Raw genomic sequence first — 19,492 nt, forward strand, 5'->3', positions numbered from 1 at the left:
ATTATCTTAGATTATTCAATTAGAAGCTGTAAGTAATACCTACACGGCTACGTAGTTGACGGTCACGGCTGTCTTGAACGTTACCGAACTCAACGTATGGACGCCAGCTCCAGTCAGCCTCTTTGTAACCCACTTTAAAGTTGTAATCCCACTCGTTGTCAGCACCGCCGCCGCCAGTCCACTCACTGTCAATGAAGTCTTCTGCATAGTTAGCTTCAAAGCCGAACTGCCATGCGTTCCAGTTGTAATCGATGTTACCCGTTACTTTACTGCGGTTCTTATTCTCGTTTGAAGAGTCAGACGTGTAGTCACGGAACTCGTGACGGTAGCGAAGTTTCGCTTTTAGGCCTGATTCGAAAGAGTATTGAACACGTACTTGTGGTTTGTAGGTTACGCTATCAGAACCAAACGTTACTGGCATACTTGGTTGAATTAACCAGTGCTCGTTAAGCTTGAATTTGTAGCCGTATTCGAACTCGTTGTCTGCCGCTTCCCACTCAGAGAAAGGCTTACCTTTTTGCTTCATTTCAGCGCCGAAGAAGTGGTTATCTACCGAACCGCTCATCTTGATGCGGCTTGCCCAGTCTTCTGAACCGTGCTTGTACTCTTGGCGGGCATCAAGTGATGCTGCTGAAACGCTGCCTGCAAATAGAGTTGCTACGACAGCTAAAGCGATTTTATTATTTTTTAACATTGTTTTGTTCCACTGTTTTTAATTAAAAATGGTTTTTCAAGGGGCGGGTACATGCCCCTTTCGAGCGTTTGGATTAAAGCTTCGGGTAAAGCAGTTCTACATCTCGTTGAGCCCAAACTTCCGCTAGGTTCTTCTTGACTGTGAATTCACTGAAATCAGTCTCTGTTGCTAGTTTCACCCATTCAGGGTTCTCCATCGCTACGCCAGCTTTCAGATAAAGCGGAGTCATACGTTCAACGCGACGACGTTCGTCTTTCTGTGTGTACGGCCACTCTTTTGATAAGTCGTTGTAGTCAGCCATTAGCTGAATACCTGTATCTAAAGAGCCGCCTTTCTTATTGGTGTAGTTCCAAAGATCGATACCGACCTTGTCACCGATCTGAGCCATACCGACCAATGGATCTAGGCTGAAGTAGTGGTAGTGGTAAGCACGCGTACGCTCGATTTCATGAGGCTGAGAGCCGTCTTTTTCGAATTGAGTGTCGATACGCATCTTGCCTTTTTGAACCATTTGCTTAGCAAGCGCATCGTTACCAATAAAGTAAGAAACACCAGCAACTTGATAGTCGTACCAAGTGCCGTGGTTGTTTTCTGCGTAAGCTTCGCCTTTAGGACCGCCTGATAGATCATCAATGATCAACCAGTCCAAATATTCGCTGTACCATTGGGTAATTTGTGTCTCGTCAGATTCTGTCCAGGTAGGTGATTGAGACAAAATGGCGATTGAATCCAACATGCGATCAGTCAGTGTTCTAGTATCGATGATTCCACCGCGGCGACCTTCTGCAACACCAGGAACACCTTGTCCGTAGTTCACGTTCGGGTTCATTTTGGTGTCTTCGTTGAAGAACCAAGTTCTAACGTATTCGATACCTTGCTGAGCGTATTTTTCGTCTTGGCTAAAATAGTAGGCGATCGCTAATGCGCGAACAGAACGGGTGAAGTGGCCAATACGTTTTGAGTCAGTTTCGTCAGTTTTTGATGCTGGGTTTGTTTTTCCGTCATGGCGAACCCATGGAAGCCCATCTTCTTTTGATTCATCAGGCCACCAGTAAGGGCTGATACTCATGTAATCGTTTTTGCTGCCGCTTGGTGGAACCATGCCTTTATCAGCAACGCTGAAAGGACCATCGTTCATTGCTAGTTCTGCTTCTTCAATCAGCTTGGTGTAAGCATCTTTCATTGAATCAGAAGCTTTATCTGACTGAAGAAGAGTACGGTTCGATTCTAATGTTGCTTCATCGAGGAAAACGAATTCAGCGGCCATAGCTTGTGAACCGAAAGTGATAGCACCAATACAGGCAGCCAGATGTAGGAGTCGGGGGGCTTTCATACTTACGCCTTTTGTTTTGAATTAAAATAATACAAATATGGTAGCGATCCGAGGCGTGATAATCTGTGAATTTGATCGTGTTGTTGGGACAAAACCACTATTTACAAAGGGTTACAAAGTCGAATTATTTCGGTAAGTTAATGATTCTTAGTGATTTCTTTGGCTGTTAATAATGGTTTTTAAGATTTTTGTTCATCAATAAATGTGCGCTACAGCAAAAAATTGAACCTTTAGATATCATTTTTATTTGTAATACATTATTATTTACTAACTTTCTGTAGCAACACATAACTTTGCTGTGTTGATTGCATGAACTGACTGTGTAAAGCCGAATAAGTAAGAGTGGTCTTGAAGCTAAATGGATTAAATCCACCGCTTTAAGAACATGAGGCATTTACTTGAGGTGATTTAAAGCTCAATTAGAGAAGGTTTGAAATATAGTAGGCAAGGCTGTGACATAGCCTGCTATATAAGTACGAACTTGATAGGAATGAACAGGGTTCGAATAGTTACCCGTTGTTCTCATCGGTGACAAAGAAGAAATCGTTGAAGTGCTTGCGAAAGCATTTTGATTATTGCTCCCAACTATTCTAATTATAACTTCTGCTTTCGTTTAGAAAGGTAGGAGATGGTAGTCGAAGATCTGCCCTTGCGCTCATGTTGATACAGGCAACATGAGCGTTTTTTTATCTGAAATTTGAGTAGAGAGTCGTTTGAGGCTCAATAAGCGTGTAAACCACGGCTTAATAGCTAGGCTTTTAGGTTGATGACAGCACGTTCAAGTGAGTCTGTTTGCTCTACGACTGAAGTTGCATAAGCTGCGTTTTTTGAAGCACTTTTCACATTGGTCATTGTTAGTTGTTTGATGGCATCAACATTTTCGATGATCTCTGATGTGACCTCACTTTGCTCCTTCATGGCATTGGATACCTCTAAACTGTTATTTAGAATGGTTTCCATATCTGCGATAACCGATGTGATTCTAGAATGTGCCTTCTCACAAGAGTCGACACTGGTATTCCCTTTCTCACAACAATTTTGAATCGTGTTAACCACCATTTGGGTTTGGTCTTGAACCCCTTGAATAATGGTTGAGATCTCTTCGGTTGAAAGTTGTGTTCTGCCTGCCAAGGTTCTTACCTCATCCGCAACAACCGCAAAACCACGACCTTGTTCTCCAGCGCGCGCTGCTTCAATGGCGGCATTCAAAGCGAGTAGGTTGGTTTGTTCAGCAATGTCTTTAATCACCTCTAGCACGGTATTGATCTTCTCGGAATGAACAGAAAGACGATTCACTTCTTCACTCGCGCTCACAAGATCGGTTGAAAGGGTATTGATTGTGTCTCTGGTGAAGGCTACATCGTTCAGACCATCATTCGCGGTGGCGAAACTGGTTTGTGCATTTGATGACGCGTTTTCACTGTTGTTGGCCACATTTTGGATATTGCTGCCCATCTGGTTTATCGCGGTCGCAATATTCTCTGTTTGTTGTTGCTGCTTATTCAACGCGCCTTCCACTTCGATACCGTCGTGTTGCAACTGGTTGGAAATGTTGCCCAGTTCCTGAATCGACCCCTGCACTTGACCAATGAGTTGGCGAATGTCTTCTAGTACGGTGTTAAACGACTTGGCAATCTCAGCAATTTCATCTGAGCCGCTGTCTTCCGCTGTGACGGTAAAGTCACGTTGTTGGGAGACGAGTAACATGGTTGCGTTTAATGAGGCTATCTTCTTTGCGACACGTGATGAGATCCCAAAAGATAAGGCTATCAGTAATACCGTGACGGCAATTACTGAGCTCACAATAAACGTGGTAATAGTTTGTTGAATCGATTCGACCTGTTCTTCCAAACGGACTTCAACGCCGGTGAATATAGAGATGATATCTTCAAACAGCACTTTCATTTCTGATTTCAGTTCACTGACCTTTTCTGGGTTGCGGTCTATCGCGTCTACCATCAAGGAAAAGTCTTTGTTGTATTGTTTCACCTCTCGATTGAGCTTATCTAACTCAGGCACCGCTATGTCTGACTCTTTAAGTAAAACATAGAAGCTACTCATCAACTGTTGGAAGTGTGAATACTCTTTGGCGAATTCAGGCTTGAGGGTTTTGTCGTGACTGATCAGAAACTCTAGTTCTGCTCGATTCAGTTGAAGCATAGAAACTTCAAGCGACTTCACCTTGATCAGAGTTTTCTCTAGTTTGATCAGCTTTAGATTGGCGATTTCAGTAAATGAAACGACAACCAATAAAGAGACAATGGATAAACAAGCAAGGCTAAAAAGGGAGGTTTTAATTTTCATAGGCGGGCACCAAAGCAAAACAATATGACTCAACAACGTATTTGGAATCGTGTTTCTCTTATTTGCGTGTAGATAGCTTACGAGGTCGGTAATTGAGATCTGACTCGCAACGGAAACGTTTGCTTACAGTATTTTATGGAAAGGTTATGCGCAAGTTAAATATTTATTATTTTCAATGACTATTGGTGATTATTTTATCACTAGATAGAGTGCTGTAAATAACCGTGAAGGGAGATAGGCAAAGTTGGAAGAAAGTGACGAGGGAAGAGGTAGTGAAAAGAGCAAGTGAAAAAGCCACGAACATTCACGCTTAATCACATGAATGTTCGTTTCTCTTCTCTTGTCTCTTAGTTGCAGACGTGTAGCTACAAACTTTAACAGCAGACGTTTAGCTATATCAAAGAGCTCAGTGAGAGCCGTTCTTGAGGCTTAGCTTTCTGTAGGCATCCACACCTGTTTAGAGGTGACTTTGTGATCTTTAAAGGTCAGTTCTTCAACTTTGTCACCGTTAGTATTCCAGCGAGTAAGTTTTCCGTTCGCGACTTCACCTTCATCAAACTTCGCTTGGCTGGCCTTATTACCGTTCGGGTAGTAGTCCGTTACCAATCCATCTTTTTGTCCGTCGTTGTATTCAGCTGTCAGGCTTTGTTCCCCATTGGGATACCAGCGAGAGGCGGTGCCCGATAGTTCATTGTCTTTATAATTGAGTTCTGCTTTTTTCTGTCCGTTTGGATACCAGGTTTCGGCTTTGCCTTGCAGTTCACCTTTTACGTAATTCACTTTAGAAGCGACCTGGCCATTCGGATACCAGTTAGTTTCTAGCCCAAGTTCTAAGCCATCGGCAAACTGAGCTTGGGTCGCGACTTGGCCGTTATCGAACTTCTCTTCAAATTGACCAGTGAAGGGTTTTGAATGGTTTACTTGGTAAGCCACGCCTTTACGCATCTGTAAGTAGTCAACAGCATCTTCACGCGGTGTTGCTGCATAGCTCATAGAAGATACCGTACTAAGAGCAATTAAGATTGGAACGTATTTCTTCATAATGACACCTTTTTATTGGACGGGGAAAGTGTAACGGGTGTGTTAAAAGCATTTCACTTCCGTGTATCCCTGTCAGTATCTAATAGTGGTTTTCAAGTTTTCATTATTGGCTGCCTAATATAAGGAACTTTTAAAAGCAAATTCTTAATCTTATTTGTACTACAAATGTATTGGTTTGATTCATTTTTATAAATTATATCTACGATATTCTTGCTGATCTTCTTTAAGCTTTGATCGTCACGAATAATAGTTTTTAACGATGAATCTTCGATTTTTAGAGACTTTGTTCATGTTTTTCGGGGTTTTGGTAGAAATTTAGTGCGGATAACTGCCTGACTTGAGGAATTGCGCTCCTAGGTGGTGCAACTTTGAACTCGATCACTTGTATGATTAATTGACTGTCAGACTGTAAGATCACTGTCACGCATTTGGATTATTGTAGTACAAATATACTTGCCATCTATCTATAGTGACCTCAACAAAAAAACATAAATAAAAGGTCTAACGATGGAACTCAATACCCTGATAGTTGGCATCTACTTCCTATTCTTAATTGCGATAGGGTGGATGTTCCGAACGTTTACAAGTACGACAAGTGATTACTTCCGTGGGGGAGGTAATATGCTGTGGTGGATGGTAGGTGCAACCGCATTTATGACCCAGTTCAGTGCTTGGACATTTACTGGTGCAGCAGGTAAAGCCTTTACCGATGGCTTTGCCGTAGCGATTATCTTCATCGCGAACGCATTCGGTTACCTAATGAACTACCTTTACTTCGCTCCGAAGTTCCGCCAACTGCGCGTTGTGACGGTAATTGAAGCGATTCGTATGCGTTTTGGTAAGGTGAATGAGCAAGTATTTACTTGGTCTGGCATGCCAAACAGCGTTATCTCTGCTGGTATCTGGTTGAACGGCCTTGCGATCATCGCATCAGGTATCTTCGGCTTTGATATGACAACGACGATTGTCCTAACGGGTCTGGTTGTACTGGTGATGTCAGTAACGGGCGGCTCTTGGGCGGTAATCGCATCTGACTTTATGCAGATGGTTATCATCATGGCGGTAACGGTGACATGTGCGGTCGTTGCTATTTACCACGGTGGCGGTGTGACGCAAATCGTTAGCGACTTCCCAACGGATTCGTTCATCACGGGTGACAACCTTAACTACATGAGCATCTTCAGCATCTGGGCTGTGTTCATCTTCTTAAAGCAGTTCAGCATTACCAACAACATGCTTAACTCTTACCGCTATCTTGCTGCGAAAGATTCAAACAACGCACGTAAAGCAGCATTGCTTGCTTGTGTACTAATGACGCTTGGTCCAATCATCTGGTTCATGCCTTCTTGGTTCATGGCTGGTCAAGGTGTTGATTTAGCAGCTGCTTACCCGGAAGCTGGCAGCAAAGCCGCTGACTTCGCTTACCTTTACTTCGTTCAAGAATACATGCCTGCAGGTATGGTTGGTCTTCTGATTGCCGCTATGTTCGCAGCAACAATGTCTTCAATGGACTCAGGTCTAAACCGTAACTCAGGTATCTTCGTTAAGAACTTCTACGAGCCGATTCTTCGCCCTAAAGCGACAGAGAAAGAGCTAATGGTTGTTTCTAAACTAACGTCTACTTTCTTCGGCATCGCGATCATCTTGGTTGCTCTGTTCATCAACTCTCTTAAAGGTCTGAGCCTTTTCGACACCATGATGTACGTGGGCGCATTGATCGGCTTCCCAATGACAATTCCAGCATTCTGTGGCTTCTTCATCCGTAAAACACCGGATTGGGCAGGTTGGGGTACGCTAGTTGTAGGTGGTGTAGTTTCTTACTTCGTTGGTTTCGTTATCACAGCGGACATGATTCAAAACTGGTTCGGTCTAAATGAACTAACAGGCCGTGAGTGGGCTGACCTGAAAGTGGCTATCGGCCTTATCGGTCACATCGTATTTACTGCTGGCTTCTTCGTACTTTCAACACTGTTCTACAAGCCTCTTGCTGAGCACCGTGAGAAAGACGTAGACAAGTTCTTCAACAACCTTGCGACACCACTAGTTGCTGAAAGTAATGAACAGAAGAAACTGGATAACAAGCAACGTCGTATGTTGGGTTCACTTATCGCGGTAGCGGGTGTGGGCGTAATGACTATGTTCGTACTGCCAAACCCAATGTGGGGACGCATGGTGTTCGTTCTGTGTGGCTTGATTGTGTTCTCTGTTGGTCTGTTACTTGTTAAAGCAGTCGATGACAAAGTCGAGCAACAAGACGAAGTGACTCCAGCCGAAGGCTAATCTAATTCGCATCCTAAATAACATCACGGCCACCTGAACGGGTGGTCGTCATTTTTATAATCCAATATTTAACGTGAGATGTACGATGAACAAAAAACTATTATCGGTAAGCATTATTAGCGCGTTCACGCTCGCTTTTGCAACTGGCTGTACAACACAAGAAAAAACAGCGCCCGTAGTCAGTGTCGCTGAACAAGCTGCGCCAGCTATTAGCGAAATCGACCGTAGTTACCTATTGAGCAGTGACCGCTTAACTGAGGTCGATGGCGACACTTTAGCCGTTGCTTCAGAAGAACAAGTGGCTGCGCTTAAAGCACAATTTGAAAACCTAAAAGATGGCGATGAATTGGTTATCCCTGCCGGTAAATACGCGAACTTAGGTCAAGTAACGATTACGGCGAATGACATCTCTATCAAGGCAGAGCGAGCAGGTTCTGCGTGGATCACGGGCTTGATTCAGTTTGAACTGAAAGGCGATGACATCACGCTTGATGGCTTGGTATTTACTGAGGGCGGTCCAAACGAGCGTTTTGGCGCAGTACGTATGATGGGTAATGGCAACACGCTACAAAACTCAACATTCTACTACTTCAACCATGATTACACGTACGAGCCAGACGAACGTCGTTCTGAGTATCCAAAGTACCTATGGGTTTCTCTATGGGGTAAAGACGGCAAAGTCATCAACAATCGCTTCGAAGGTAAGCAAAAACGCGGCACTTTGATTGGTGTACAAAAAGATGACACAGCTGATAACCACCTGATCGCAAATAACATCTTCATGGATCAAAAGCCTAACCAGTTCAACGAATTCGACATTAAAGAAGCGATTCGTTACAACGGCAACAGCTGGGAAGCGATCCGTATTGGTGATTCTAAAGCTTCACAGTGGGATTCAAGTTCTAAGTTCGTGAACAACCTAATGATCGATATGGATGGTGAGCGTGAGCTTATCTCGATTAAGTCGGGCGACAACACGATCTCAGGTAATACTATTTTCCAAAGCACTGCGCTTATTTCACTGCGTCACGGAAAAGGCAACACGGTTGAGAACAACATGATTCTAGGTAATGGAAAGCGCCTAACGGGCGGCGTCCGTATCTACGATGAAGATCATGTGATTCGTAACAACTACATTGCAAACACTCGAGGCCGCGATGGCTTGATTGAAGGCAACGCTGACCTACGTGGCGGCATTGTTATCAACACAGGTATCATCGACGTAGCGAATGGTGAGCAGTTAGATCAATCGGTGAAAGGCAAAGAGCTTAACAAGCAGTGGACACCGAAAAACATCACCATCGAGAACAACTCTCTAGTCGATACTGAGTGGGGCATTGTTTACGGCAACCAAAGCCACCGTGTAAGTTTGTTTGACAACGCAGAAGTGGAAGGCATTTATGCGGGCGTTGATGTGGCGTTCAAACACAACGTGGTTGATAACTCGCAATCACCTGAGTTTGTAAGTGTACGTGCAACTCATGACTTCCCATTAGTTGGCGCAACTTACACAGACGAAACTTACGTGGGTCAAGTGACAGATTCTGAACTGATCGAAAGCTACTCGGTAGAATTACCAAAAGTCGTTGTAGAAAATGGCATTAACGCTTACCAAGGTGAAGGCGCAGACGTGTCTAAACTTGCGGTCGTGACGGCTGAAACAGCGGGTCCGGACTACGTACTTGAGAATACGACTAAGTAAGTTATTAGTTAATGGCTAATGGCTTGAGCTATCAAATCAATTCACCATAGCTGTCCTGACCATAACACTTAAAAAGCCTCAACAGATAATGTCTGTTGAGGCTTTATCGATCTTAGGTCGTGACTATTTTAATCTTACGTCGCGACTATTGTGATTTATACTTATGCAGCAGATCCCAAGGGATATGACATAAGTGGTGATCTTCAGGGAAGTGACTTAAGTGATGCTGGTGGATGTCATCGCTGGCAACATAATTGGTCAATGGCAACACCTCAACAGCGATACGGTCGGCATCATCTCGTGAAGCGATATAGCGCTTGGCTTCGGTTAAGTGTTCTGCATTAGTGCTGTAAACGCCTGTTCGGTATTTCTCTCCGACATCGACACCTTGTTTATTCACGCTGTAAGGGTCGATAATCTCAAACAAGTGTTCCATCAGAATCGTTACTGACGTGATGCTTGGATCAAACTCTATTTGTACGCACTCTGCGTAGCCATCGTAATCGTTTTGTGTGCTGTCGCTTTGAGCCGTCTTGTTTTCTGTTGGCTGGGCGCTTCCATTGGCACGGCCTGCTTCTGTGCTGATAACACCAGGAACGTACTTAATAAATTCTTGTACACCCCATAAGCAGCCGCCAGCTAAATAAATTTGTTCCATACTTCTCTTTGAGCTCTCTGTGTTTGTTGATGTTCGTTAGGTACACGAATCAATACGATGATACCCGTACGAATAAAAAAGCGTCTATAAAAAATGAGCGCGCAAATAAAAACAAGCGTTTAGGCATTGTAAACCTGTGCGACTGAACAAACATAAGTTTAATATGATTTGTGATTATATAAGTCAGTATTGCTTTGTCATCAACTCGAATCTCAACATCAAGTGAGCGTTACTCTAAACATGTTTGATCAAATAAAAGACTTCATTAATCCGAGCAAGAACCCAGACTTGACTCAGGCCCATGAATATCAGCGCAAACATCTTCCTACATTGTGGCTGTTGGGCAAAACGGGGGCGGGCAAGTCATCGTTTATTCAAGCGGTTACTGGCGACTCTTCTGTCGAAGTGGGCAATGGTTTTGCACCTTGTACCATGACGGCGATGTCGTATGAGTTTCCTCAAGACAAACCTGTGATGCGGTTTCTCGATACTAGAGGTTTAAGTGAAGCGAATTACGATGCGAAAGAGGATCTGGAAGAGATCGGTCAGGCAGGGAATGCGTTAGTCGTTGTGATGAAAGCCGACGAACCTGAACAATCCGCTGTGCTTACGGCTCTAAAACAGATTAAGAAACAGAAGAAGATTAAACACTTGCTGCTGGTTCATACGGCGGTGTTGTCTTCCAGTGAGCCAGATCGAGCAAGGCAAATTCAGTTCAACACTAACCAAGTAGAGAAGGCGTGGGGTAAAGAGTTTGAATCGGTAGCAGTCGATTTTGAAGTCGATGACAACGCTACGTCTAACAGCGAAGCGGTTTACAACTATGACATCTTGTTAGAAAAGCTGACCAGTATTCTTCCGGTGATAGGAATGATGGTGCAAGACAAAGAACATTCCACGCAAGAAGAAGCCAACTTTGATCAAGTAGAAAACGAAGTGCTTTGGTATGCAGGAAGTGCCGCGGCGAGCGATTTGATTCCGGGTGTTGGGTTGGTATCGGTACCTGCGATTCAAGCCAAAATGCTTCACAGCTTGGCCAATCAATATGGGGTTGAGTGGAACAAGCGAGTCTTCAGTGAATTGATAGGCACTCTGGGAAGCAGCTTTGCTTTGCAATACGGAATGAAACTGGGCACTCGACAGTTGATAAAGTTGATTCCAGTTTATGGTCAAACGGTTGGTGCGGTGGCTGCCGCGGCAATGAGTTTCGGCACCTCTTATGGTTTAGGTCGCGCGGCTTGTTTTTACTTCTATCATAAGAACAAAGGTGAAGAAGTGTCTGAACAAGAGATGCAGAAGATCTACAAAGAATCCCTGAAAAAAGGAAAGGCGGCGTCGGGCTATGAAGAAAATTAGAAACCTATTTCGATTACTGGCGGTGCTATCGAGCGGCCGCTGGGGCATTGCCCTGATTTCAGCCATCTTCCCAAGCATTATCATGATGGGCTTTGGTGTCTTCTTGGCGATCAAATACGGTTACCTACTCGAAATGTCGATTGCCATTGCCGTGAGTACCTTGGTGTTCACCATTCCTTTATTCATTTCTAGCCGTTCTTCACGCGATTCTTCAAGCCGATCTTCAAGTACGGAGCCCTTCTCAAATAAAGAGAGCGACGACATTAGCGAGGGAAGTTCTGATTCTGAATCACAACATACAAAAGCTGATATCAACGATGCATTGGTTAAGGCTTCGGCTGATTGGTCTCAAAAAGAACTGTCGATTTGGAATGATTCAAAACATCATGTACGCCAACAATTAATGGTCGACATCGAATGGGGCAACTTAGACCAAACCGGTTTAGAAGTACTTGAGTTTGTTGCGAAAAAGTTTGATAAGAAATCGCTCGATTTCTCGATTCCTGAAGGGCTAAAGCTGTTCGAAGAGGTAAGCCGACGCTACAAACTGGTAGTGCGAGAGCATATACCGGGCATTGAGTATCTCAAGGTTTCTTACATCAAAGCGGGCTACGAAGCCTATGACAAATATGGCGAGCTAGGGCAGAAGATCGTTAAGGCCGCTATTTGGGGGAATCACCTCAAAAACCTCTATTTGAACCCGCTAAAAGTTGTTTCTGATTTGGGTCGAGAACAAGCGACGGCATCGATGACAAGAGGGGTGGTTGATGACATGCAATACGCCGCTAAACAAGCCTTGTTAGATGAAGTCGCTGCGGTGGCGATTGACCTCTACAGCGGACGTTTCAGCATTGAAGATGAAGCACTTAAAGCGTCCGATGTGTCTGAAATCGACGAACAACGCTTTGCTCCTGAATTAGAGCCTGTGCGAATCGTGCTTGTGGGGCAAATCAGCTCTGGCAAATCTTCGCTTATCAATGCGCTTAAGCAAGAGTTGGTAGCTGAAGTGGATGTACTGCCATCAACCGACACTTCAACGGTATACAACGCATTTGTCGACGACAATGATGTTCGCGTGGTTGATCTTCAAGGGCTTGATGGCAACCCTAAAACCGAAGCCTTAATGCTGAAAGAGATGACCCAAGCCGATGTGGTGCTATGGGTGCTTAAAGCCAATCAATCTGCGCGTGATTTGGATAAGCAATTGAAAGATAGATTTGATGCTTTCTATGACGATCCTAAGAACATCTCACGCAAGAAACCGATTGTGGTGTCGGTTGTGAATCAGGTAGACCGATTAAAGCCTGTAGACGATTGGCAGCCGCCGTATGACTTAGAGAATCCAACATCGACCAAAGCGAAGATCATTGCTCAAGCGCTCGAATACAATCATATATTGTTGCAAACCGATATCGTGTTACCGCTGGCGATTGCGCCAGAAAAGGTACAGTTTGGTTTAGATACTTTAAGGCAGACGTTGATTGAGCGTATCGCTGACGCAAATAACGTTCAGAGAAACCGCCAACGTTTAGAAGCCATGAAAAGAAGGACGTCGGTTAAAGGCCAACTGAATAAAGCGGTCAAGGCGGGTAAGAAGGTTGCCCCCAGTGCATTGAAAGCAGCGACGCCAAAACTGGCTGAAATGGCCATCAAGCAAGTCGTGAAGAAGAAGTAAGTCATTCGCTGCGAATACGGTTCTGGTGAGGTTTGAGCCTCACCAGAACTTATCTTTTCTAGATCGGCGAGTTTTAGAGCTTGGCTTTATTAGATGATGGCCTTTTTAGTAAACAGTTATCTTCGCCTCTTATTAGAGAGGTATTGAGTTTAAAAGAGATTCGATATTATTAAGTAACTCGCTGAACTAGTTTAATAGTATATAAACAGCTGTGATTCACAGTTTATAAAACACGCTATCGTATTTAATTACCATTCTAAATATTGATCACATTTATACTTCTCTAAGCTTTATTTATAAAACAATTGCACTATATTTAAATTTCGGATCATCTTGATTTCAACGTAGGGATATATTGTGAACATGTATCTGAAATGGCAATCAACAACTTGGCTAACCTTGTTAGCTTGGTATACCTTAGATCACCAGCTCTCGTTCCACCTTTCTTCAGAGTAGTACCCTCTAGGCGTTACGCGCCAGCAAAGCAGCGTGCTTTGTTTACCTATCAGCAGCTTTGATAACCTTTGAACGCAAGAATGTCGCACTTATTATTCCGTGCAAGGTATTCATTGTTTTGTCGTTCTCGCTAATTATCTTAGCCTCTGTTTAGGTTTGATTAATAAGTCATTATTTAATTTGTTTATTTTCACTGTTAATTTTCTGTGTGTCTTTATACGGAACTATTAATTTAATGGTGAGGATTCGTGACATCTAAAGAAAATAGATTTCGACCTGATCGGAATGTATTGAAAGGTATTATTATGGAAAACTTCAAACATCTACCAGAACCGTTTCGTATTCGCGTTGTCGAGCCAGTAAAGAGAACAACTCGCGTCTATCGTGAACAAGCCATTGTTGAAGCGGGGATGAACCCATTTTTGCTCGACAGTGACGATGTGTTTATCGATTTACTGACAGACAGCGGAACAGGATCTATTACTCAGCGTATGCAAGCCGCGATGTTAATGGGTGATGAAGCTTACAGTGGTAGCCGCAGTTACTACGCATTGTCGAATGCGGTTAAGGATATCTTCGGTTACGAGTTGACGATTCCAACCCACCAAGGACGCGGTGCCGAGCAGATCTACATTCCGGTTCTTATCAAAAAGCGAGAAATGGAGAAAGGGCTCGACCGAAGCAAAATGGTCGCTCTGTCGAACTACTTCTTCGATACAACACAAGGTCACACCCAAGTGAATTGCTGCGTGGCGAAGAACGTTTATACCAAAGAAGCGTTTGATACCTCAGTGAACGCGGATTTCAAAGGCAACTTCGATGTGGTGAAGCTGGAAGAAGCGATCTTAGAAGCGGGCGCGGCCAATGTTCCTTACATTGTGAGTACCATTACTTGTAACTCTGCTGGTGGACAGCCAGTGTCTATCGCCAATCTAAAAGCCGTTTATGAAATTGCTCAGAAGTACGATATTCCTGTGATCATGGACTCAGCACGCTACGCTGAAAATGCTTACTTCATTCAGCAGCGTGAAGCCGGTTATCAAGATTGGACTATCGAACAGATCACTCGTGAGTCTTACAAATACGCGGATGGTTTAGCCATGTCTGCCAAGAAAGATGCCATGGTCCAAATGGGTGGCTTGTTGTGTTTTAAAGACGACGCTTTCATGGATGTGTACACAGAGTGTCGAACCTTGTGTGTGGTGCAAGAGGGCTTCCCAACCTATGGTGGCTTAGAAGGTGGCGCAATGGAGCGTCTTGCGGTTGGCCTTTATGACGGCATGCGCCAAGATTGGTTAGAATATCGTATTGGTCAGGTTCAGTACTTAGTCGATGGCTTAGAAGCGATAGGTATCGTGTGCCAACAAGCGGGTGGTCACGCTGCGTTTGTCGATGCGGGTAAACTGCTTCCTCATATTCCAGCAGGTCAGTTCCCAGCACATGCTTTGGCGTGTGAACTGTACAAAGTCGCGGGAATCAGAGCTGTTGAGATTGGCTCCTTATTGCAAGGTCGCGATCCTGCCACGGGCGAACAACATCCATGCCCTGCAGAGTTATTGCGCCTTACCATTCCTCGCGCTACCTACACACAAACACACATGGACTTCATCATCGAAGCGTTCGAAAAAGTGAAAGAGAATGCAGGGCAAGTGAAAGGGCTCGATTTTACCTATGAACCGCCGGTGTTAAGACACTTTACCGCGCGCTTGAAAGAGGTTGAAACCGTTGAAAAACAAAAAGAAAAAAAGAATGAACAAACGCTAGAAGAAGCATTTTAAAATAAAAACATAAGCAAATAGTCACTAGAAACATAATCAAAGGCTCCCTCGGGAGCCTTTTCTTTTTTGGATGGTAGGGGAGTTAGGCAGTTAAGCCTTCAACTCGTTAAAAGCTGAACTACGCTTGTTTGTTTTTCAGGGTAGATTTCAACATTTGGAATAACCACTGATTTAAAGGTGCGTCTTTTTGCGAGCGGCGACAGCTCATCACATAGCTCACATCTATGGTCAATTGTTCTGGTAAGTCCATACTGCGACAGCCTTCTGGCACGCTGCCACTGAGAGTGATACCAAAATAGTCGGATTTGAATATAACATCGTGAATCATCGCAGGGTGGTCGACTTCCACTCTTGGGTTTACGTGAAAACCGATATTTCTAAGACGCTCAAGGACCGGATATTTGTTGTCATTCCATCCTGGTGTTTTAAATAGAGCGATTGGATAGTTGGCCAGTGATTCAAAGTCTTGCGCTGGATGATCGTTTCTCACGAAGAAAACCACTTTTCCTTCCCCGAACTCCTTTTGAGATATCGACTGTGGCAAGGTTTCATCAAAGTAGTGAACTGCAATGGACTCCTCACCGTCGATGAGCCTGTTCCTCGCGTTGCTTCCCCATCTAAGAAATGAATAGCGAGCATGCGGTGCCGCTTTAGTCAGAGCAAATAAGAGTTTCGACCCAAAACGTTCCCAAAACAGCGTATTCGCGTAGATTTTGATATTGCCTTGGTCAGTCTCTGGCGAAAATACTTGATGCTTTATGGCTTCGATACTGCTTAGGATCCGCTCAAAATTTTCGATGTTGGTTTCAACAAAAGTCGTGGGTTCAAACCCGTTTTTGGTTTGAATGAACAGTGGATCGTCGAGCTGCAACTTTAACTTCGACAGGTTCTTGCTGATCGCCCCAGAGGTTTTTCCTAGCGACTCCGCCACCAGTCCAACATTGCGAAGTTCATACATACGCTTGATGACGAGGATATTTTGAATATCTAGATTGATGTCCACATTTTCTCCAAATGATTCCTTTTATAGGCAGCAATCTCTGTGCGGTTGGCGTACAGAAATTATGTGACTCTAATATCATAGTGGCAGTGCAAAACGGATAAGACAGCACAGCGTCAGAACTTCGCTAATCCCTTGATTTTCCATTTGGTAAATCTTGCTTTTCCTCGAATGGTTCGTGTTCGATTGCTAAAGTTACTCCAACAAAAACACAGATACCAAACGAACAAAGAATTAGAAATACAACGAGGTGATGTATGAACAAGTTAATCGCACTTGGATTGATGGCTTTATCTATGAACACGGCTTTCGCGGCTGACGGTACTTATGCGAGTACTCTCGATATGACGAGAAGCGAAGGTAATCAAGTAAAGGCTGAGCGTGTTGAATCTGAGCCAGTGCTTGAAGGAAGAAATGACGCCGTTAATGGCGGAATAAAATTCCACAAGAGCGTTGATCAAGACCAAACGATCCAGCTTACAGGTCGTCGTGATTAACGTTAAAACGTGCTTACCATTGTCATGAGAAATGCTGCGCCCTTGGGTGCAGCATTTTTTGTTTGAGGATTTGGGATATTTTATAAACTCTAGTGATATAGCCTTGGCATGTTGTGTAACGTGTGGCATTTTGTTGTTCTCTAATTTAGATCGCTATTGGGTGTTGGTTAAGCATTACAAACCAGTAAGCGAACGACTCGAAAGGACAAGGAATGACTCAAAAAGAAACGGGAATGATTCGTCATATTCTACTGATTAAGTTTAAAGAAAACGCTGAAGCTTCAGAGGTTCAAAAACTAAAGATGCTGTTTGAAGCGATGCCAAACAAGGTTGAAGGGGTCACTTCAGTAGAATGGGGATTAAATGACAGCCCTGAAAACAAGAATCAAGGTTATACCCACTCGGTGTTAATGACTTTCGCTGATGAAGAAGGCCGCCAGAATTACCTTCCGCACCCTGAGCATTATGCGCTGAAAGATGTGTTTCGTCCGCTTTTAGAAGACATCATTGTGTTTGATTACTCCCTGTAATTAGGTTCTGAGTAGGTCTCTTGTGTTTTACTTAGCTTCGATAATGAAGAGTTAGGGCCTAGCGATTAAGCCCTAACTCAATAAGAAATGACTTACTCTGTTGGCGAAATCGTGACTGGTGCAAACGATGCGACAGCATTTCCGCCTGCGCCCGGACGGTCTTCATAAGGCGTGTTCTGCATTAAGGTGTAGTACACATCTACGAAGTCATCATCATTCACTAATACGCCATCAGGAATCACATCGATAATCTTGCCTGTGATCTGAGGGATGATCGCATAACCCTGAACTTCTGGATCAGGAATCATCTTCAGTATCTCTTCTGCAGCTTGAACCAAGAGTTTTGCTAGTGCTTTATAGTCAGTGCCATCATCGTGCTCCATTAAGATCATATCTGCAGCGCCCCAGCGGTAGCGAGGCCAGAAGATAACGGTCTGATTTGGGTAGTACGTCTGTTTGTCGTAATCTAGATAAGGCATTTCAACGAGGTCTATTTGTGGCTCTAAACGACTTGAATCGACACCCGTCACGATCGCGTAGATTTCCGCTTTCCCAGAGATCCAAGGTTCTTGGTCGACGGCCAAACGGATCTTGGTTAATTGCGTGGTATTCAACGGCTCAGGTTCCGACAAGGTCATTGAGCGGTGTGCTTTGCTCATCAAAGACGGCTTTTGAGATTTACTGACGTTGCTTTTATTCCCGTCGATATTGGTCTCGCTATCGACATTGATCTGCGTTGTGGTGCCTAGCTTCTGCATCTCAGCCTGCATTGCCATTAAGCCGGCTTTGAGCTCTTCCGCACCATTACTATCAACCACAAACACTGGGACGTCTGGCATTTGGTACACATCTAGTTCATGAACCTGTCCGTACACGTCATACGCTTCAATGTATTGCCAATTCGAATCATCCCCTGATGGTTCAAATGCAAACAGCGGGTTTTCGCCATTCTTCCAAGCTTCAATCATCGCTTCATCAGCCATGCGAATCTCTAACACAGAGTCGCTGAAGTCGTTGATCCCTTTCATCTTGCGATAACCAAGATCCGCTTTCTGCATCCGGCTTGAAAATGTAGAGTAGGGCTGAGTAGAGCTCAATTTATCTACAGGCGCGGATAAGTTCTTTTCTGAGATCTGAGCCTTCAATGAAAGCTCAAGATCGGAATAACGCTCGCTGATTTGTAACGCCAGAGATTGCTTTTGCGCAGCGCTACTTTCTGCAATACCTAATGAATCAGTTGTCTCAATATTTTGCGCAAAAGACTGGAAGCCAACCACTGTCGTTGCAAGCACCATACTGATAGGAAAAGATGGTCTCATAAATAATCCTTATTTTAATTTTTATCATTAATAGAGCATTTGCCCTATAAGGATTAACCTATCAGTAACGTGAATGTGTTCAAAAGTTAGTCAGTTATTTTTGTTTCGTTGTGCAGCACAGGATCTCAATTTAAACTGTTTTTATAAAATAATACCTAAGCAACCTTGATATTTATAAATCAACAAACGTATCAGTAAATAACTTTCAATATTATTAGCTACTACGGTGTGTCATAAAAAAACCTACTCAAAGTGAGTAGGTTTTTATTTCGCGGTTAACCGCTAGTTCTCGATTCACAACTTGTTTGAGAGGCTCGCTCCAACTCAATCTAAACGCAATGTTAGGCCAGAGTAGTTCGAGTATCCGCGCAGTAACACATGATAAGTGACACCCGGTTGAGTGCTCACACTACACTGCTCATTGTTTCCAGCGCGATAAGGACGGCAATCGTAACTCGATGTCGTTGGCTTGCTGCCCGATTTCACGTAAAGGTCGGCATCGCCTGAACCACCAGACATTGAAACCGTCACGCTTGATGCAGAATCAACGGTGAATGTGTAGAAGCTTTCAGAGTATTGATTCCCGCTTAAGTTCGAAATCGGAGTGCCTTTCGTCAGCACATTGCCCGTTGGAGGCGTTGAACCACAACTTGCATTCACTCCGACCGTGTTAAAAGCATCTTCAACATCGGCAACCACATAGCCCATGTCTGCTGCGGCTTTCGCTACACCACACGCTCCGGCATCAAAGGTACTGTTTGCCGTCCAATACAACTGGTTGGCGACCGTGAAGATCTCAAAACCCTTACGCACATCCCAGCCAGACTTGTTCGCTAAAAGGTAAAAGGCGCGGTTATAAACACCGCTAG

General features: G+C 44.0%; 15 protein-coding genes. 7 read left to right on the forward strand and 8 right to left on the reverse strand.

Annotation, left to right across the window (positions count from 1 at the left end; translation table 11 throughout):
* Nucleotides 1–19: 19 nt before the first annotated feature.
* From IQQ51_RS13105 to IQQ51_RS13120, 4 genes are all read right to left on the reverse strand, one after another.
* The gene (locus IQQ51_RS13105) at nucleotides 20–694 is read right to left on the reverse strand and encodes an oligogalacturonate-specific porin KdgM family protein (protein WP_065677605.1); all 675 of its coding nucleotides are present in this window, start codon (nucleotides 692–694) and stop codon (nucleotides 20–22) included.
* Nucleotides 695–767: 73 nt separating this feature from the next.
* The gene (locus tag IQQ51_RS13110; RefSeq protein ID WP_193841295.1) at nucleotides 768–2,027 is read right to left on the reverse strand and encodes an alginate lyase family protein; all 1,260 of its coding nucleotides are present in this window, start codon (nucleotides 2,025–2,027) and stop codon (nucleotides 768–770) included.
* Nucleotides 2,028–2,777: 750 nt separating this feature from the next.
* Entirely contained in the window at nucleotides 2,778–4,331 is a 1,554-nt protein-coding gene (locus IQQ51_RS13115; RefSeq protein WP_193841296.1) for a methyl-accepting chemotaxis protein, read from the reverse strand.
* Nucleotides 4,332–4,760: 429 nt separating this feature from the next.
* Entirely contained in the window at nucleotides 4,761–5,372 is a 612-nt protein-coding gene (locus IQQ51_RS13120) for a toxin-antitoxin system YwqK family antitoxin (protein ID WP_193841297.1), read from the reverse strand.
* 507 nt (nucleotides 5,373–5,879) lie between these two features.
* Between IQQ51_RS13120 and IQQ51_RS13125 the strand changes: the two genes are divergently transcribed.
* Together IQQ51_RS13125 and IQQ51_RS13130 are read left to right on the forward strand one after the other, a co-directional pair.
* Nucleotides 5,880–7,652: a sodium:solute symporter family transporter gene (locus tag IQQ51_RS13125; protein WP_065677602.1), complete on the forward strand. Its 1,773-nt coding sequence runs from the start codon at nucleotides 5,880–5,882 to the stop codon at nucleotides 7,650–7,652.
* Nucleotides 7,653–7,737: 85 nt separating this feature from the next.
* Entirely contained in the window at nucleotides 7,738–9,354 is a 1,617-nt protein-coding gene (locus tag IQQ51_RS13130; RefSeq protein ID WP_193841298.1) for a polysaccharide lyase 6 family protein, read from the forward strand.
* A 145-nt stretch (nucleotides 9,355–9,499) separates the two neighbouring features.
* Here the strand turns inward: IQQ51_RS13130 and IQQ51_RS13135 are convergent, their stop codons facing one another.
* Complete coding sequence (locus tag IQQ51_RS13135) at nucleotides 9,500–10,012, reverse strand: peptide-methionine (S)-S-oxide reductase (protein ID WP_193841299.1); 513 nt, start codon at nucleotides 10,010–10,012, stop codon at nucleotides 9,500–9,502.
* Between the two features lie 240 nt (nucleotides 10,013–10,252).
* Between IQQ51_RS13135 and IQQ51_RS13140 the strand changes: the two genes are divergently transcribed.
* From IQQ51_RS13140 to tnaA, 3 genes are all read left to right on the forward strand, one after another.
* Nucleotides 10,253–11,368 (forward strand): YcjF family protein, encoded by a 1,116-nt coding sequence (locus IQQ51_RS13140; RefSeq protein WP_193841300.1) that lies wholly within the window; start codon nucleotides 10,253–10,255, stop codon nucleotides 11,366–11,368.
* Nucleotides 11,355–13,043 (forward strand): GTPase family protein, encoded by a 1,689-nt coding sequence (locus IQQ51_RS13145; protein ID WP_193841301.1) that lies wholly within the window; start codon nucleotides 11,355–11,357, stop codon nucleotides 13,041–13,043. Before IQQ51_RS13140 ends, IQQ51_RS13145 begins: the two co-directional genes overlap by 14 nt.
* 761 nt (nucleotides 13,044–13,804) lie before the next feature.
* On the forward strand, nucleotides 13,805–15,277 hold the full coding sequence (gene tnaA / locus IQQ51_RS13150; RefSeq protein ID WP_193841302.1) for a tryptophanase: 1,473 nt from the start codon (nucleotides 13,805–13,807) through the stop codon (nucleotides 15,275–15,277).
* 118 nt (nucleotides 15,278–15,395) lie between these two features.
* Here tnaA and IQQ51_RS13155 read toward each other — a convergent pair whose 3' ends face one another.
* A complete protein-coding gene (locus IQQ51_RS13155) occupies nucleotides 15,396–16,280 on the reverse strand; it encodes a LysR substrate-binding domain-containing protein (protein ID WP_193841303.1) in 885 nt (294 codons plus the stop codon).
* Nucleotides 16,281–16,534: 254 nt separating this feature from the next.
* Between IQQ51_RS13155 and IQQ51_RS13160 the strand changes: the two genes are divergently transcribed.
* A complete protein-coding gene (locus tag IQQ51_RS13160) occupies nucleotides 16,535–16,774 on the forward strand; it encodes a hypothetical protein (protein ID WP_086774533.1) in 240 nt (79 codons plus the stop codon).
* A gap of 212 nt (nucleotides 16,775–16,986) precedes the next feature.
* Nucleotides 16,987–17,304, forward strand: a complete 318-nt coding sequence (locus IQQ51_RS13165; RefSeq protein ID WP_193841304.1) for a Dabb family protein — start codon at nucleotides 16,987–16,989, stop codon at nucleotides 17,302–17,304.
* 92 nt (nucleotides 17,305–17,396) lie between these two features.
* On the opposite strand, the gene IQQ51_RS13170 is transcribed toward IQQ51_RS13165, so the two are convergent.
* Entirely contained in the window at nucleotides 17,397–18,623 is a 1,227-nt protein-coding gene (locus IQQ51_RS13170; protein WP_193841305.1) for a DUF3103 domain-containing protein, read from the reverse strand.
* A 324-nt stretch (nucleotides 18,624–18,947) separates the two neighbouring features.
* Nucleotides 18,948–19,492 (reverse strand): PPC domain-containing protein (locus IQQ51_RS27085; protein ID WP_228012850.1); only part of this gene is annotated, 545 nt, incomplete at its 5' end.

Source organism: Vibrio sp. OPT18 (assembly GCF_015163615.1).
GTDB lineage: Bacteria > Pseudomonadota > Gammaproteobacteria > Enterobacterales > Vibrionaceae > Vibrio > Vibrio coralliirubri.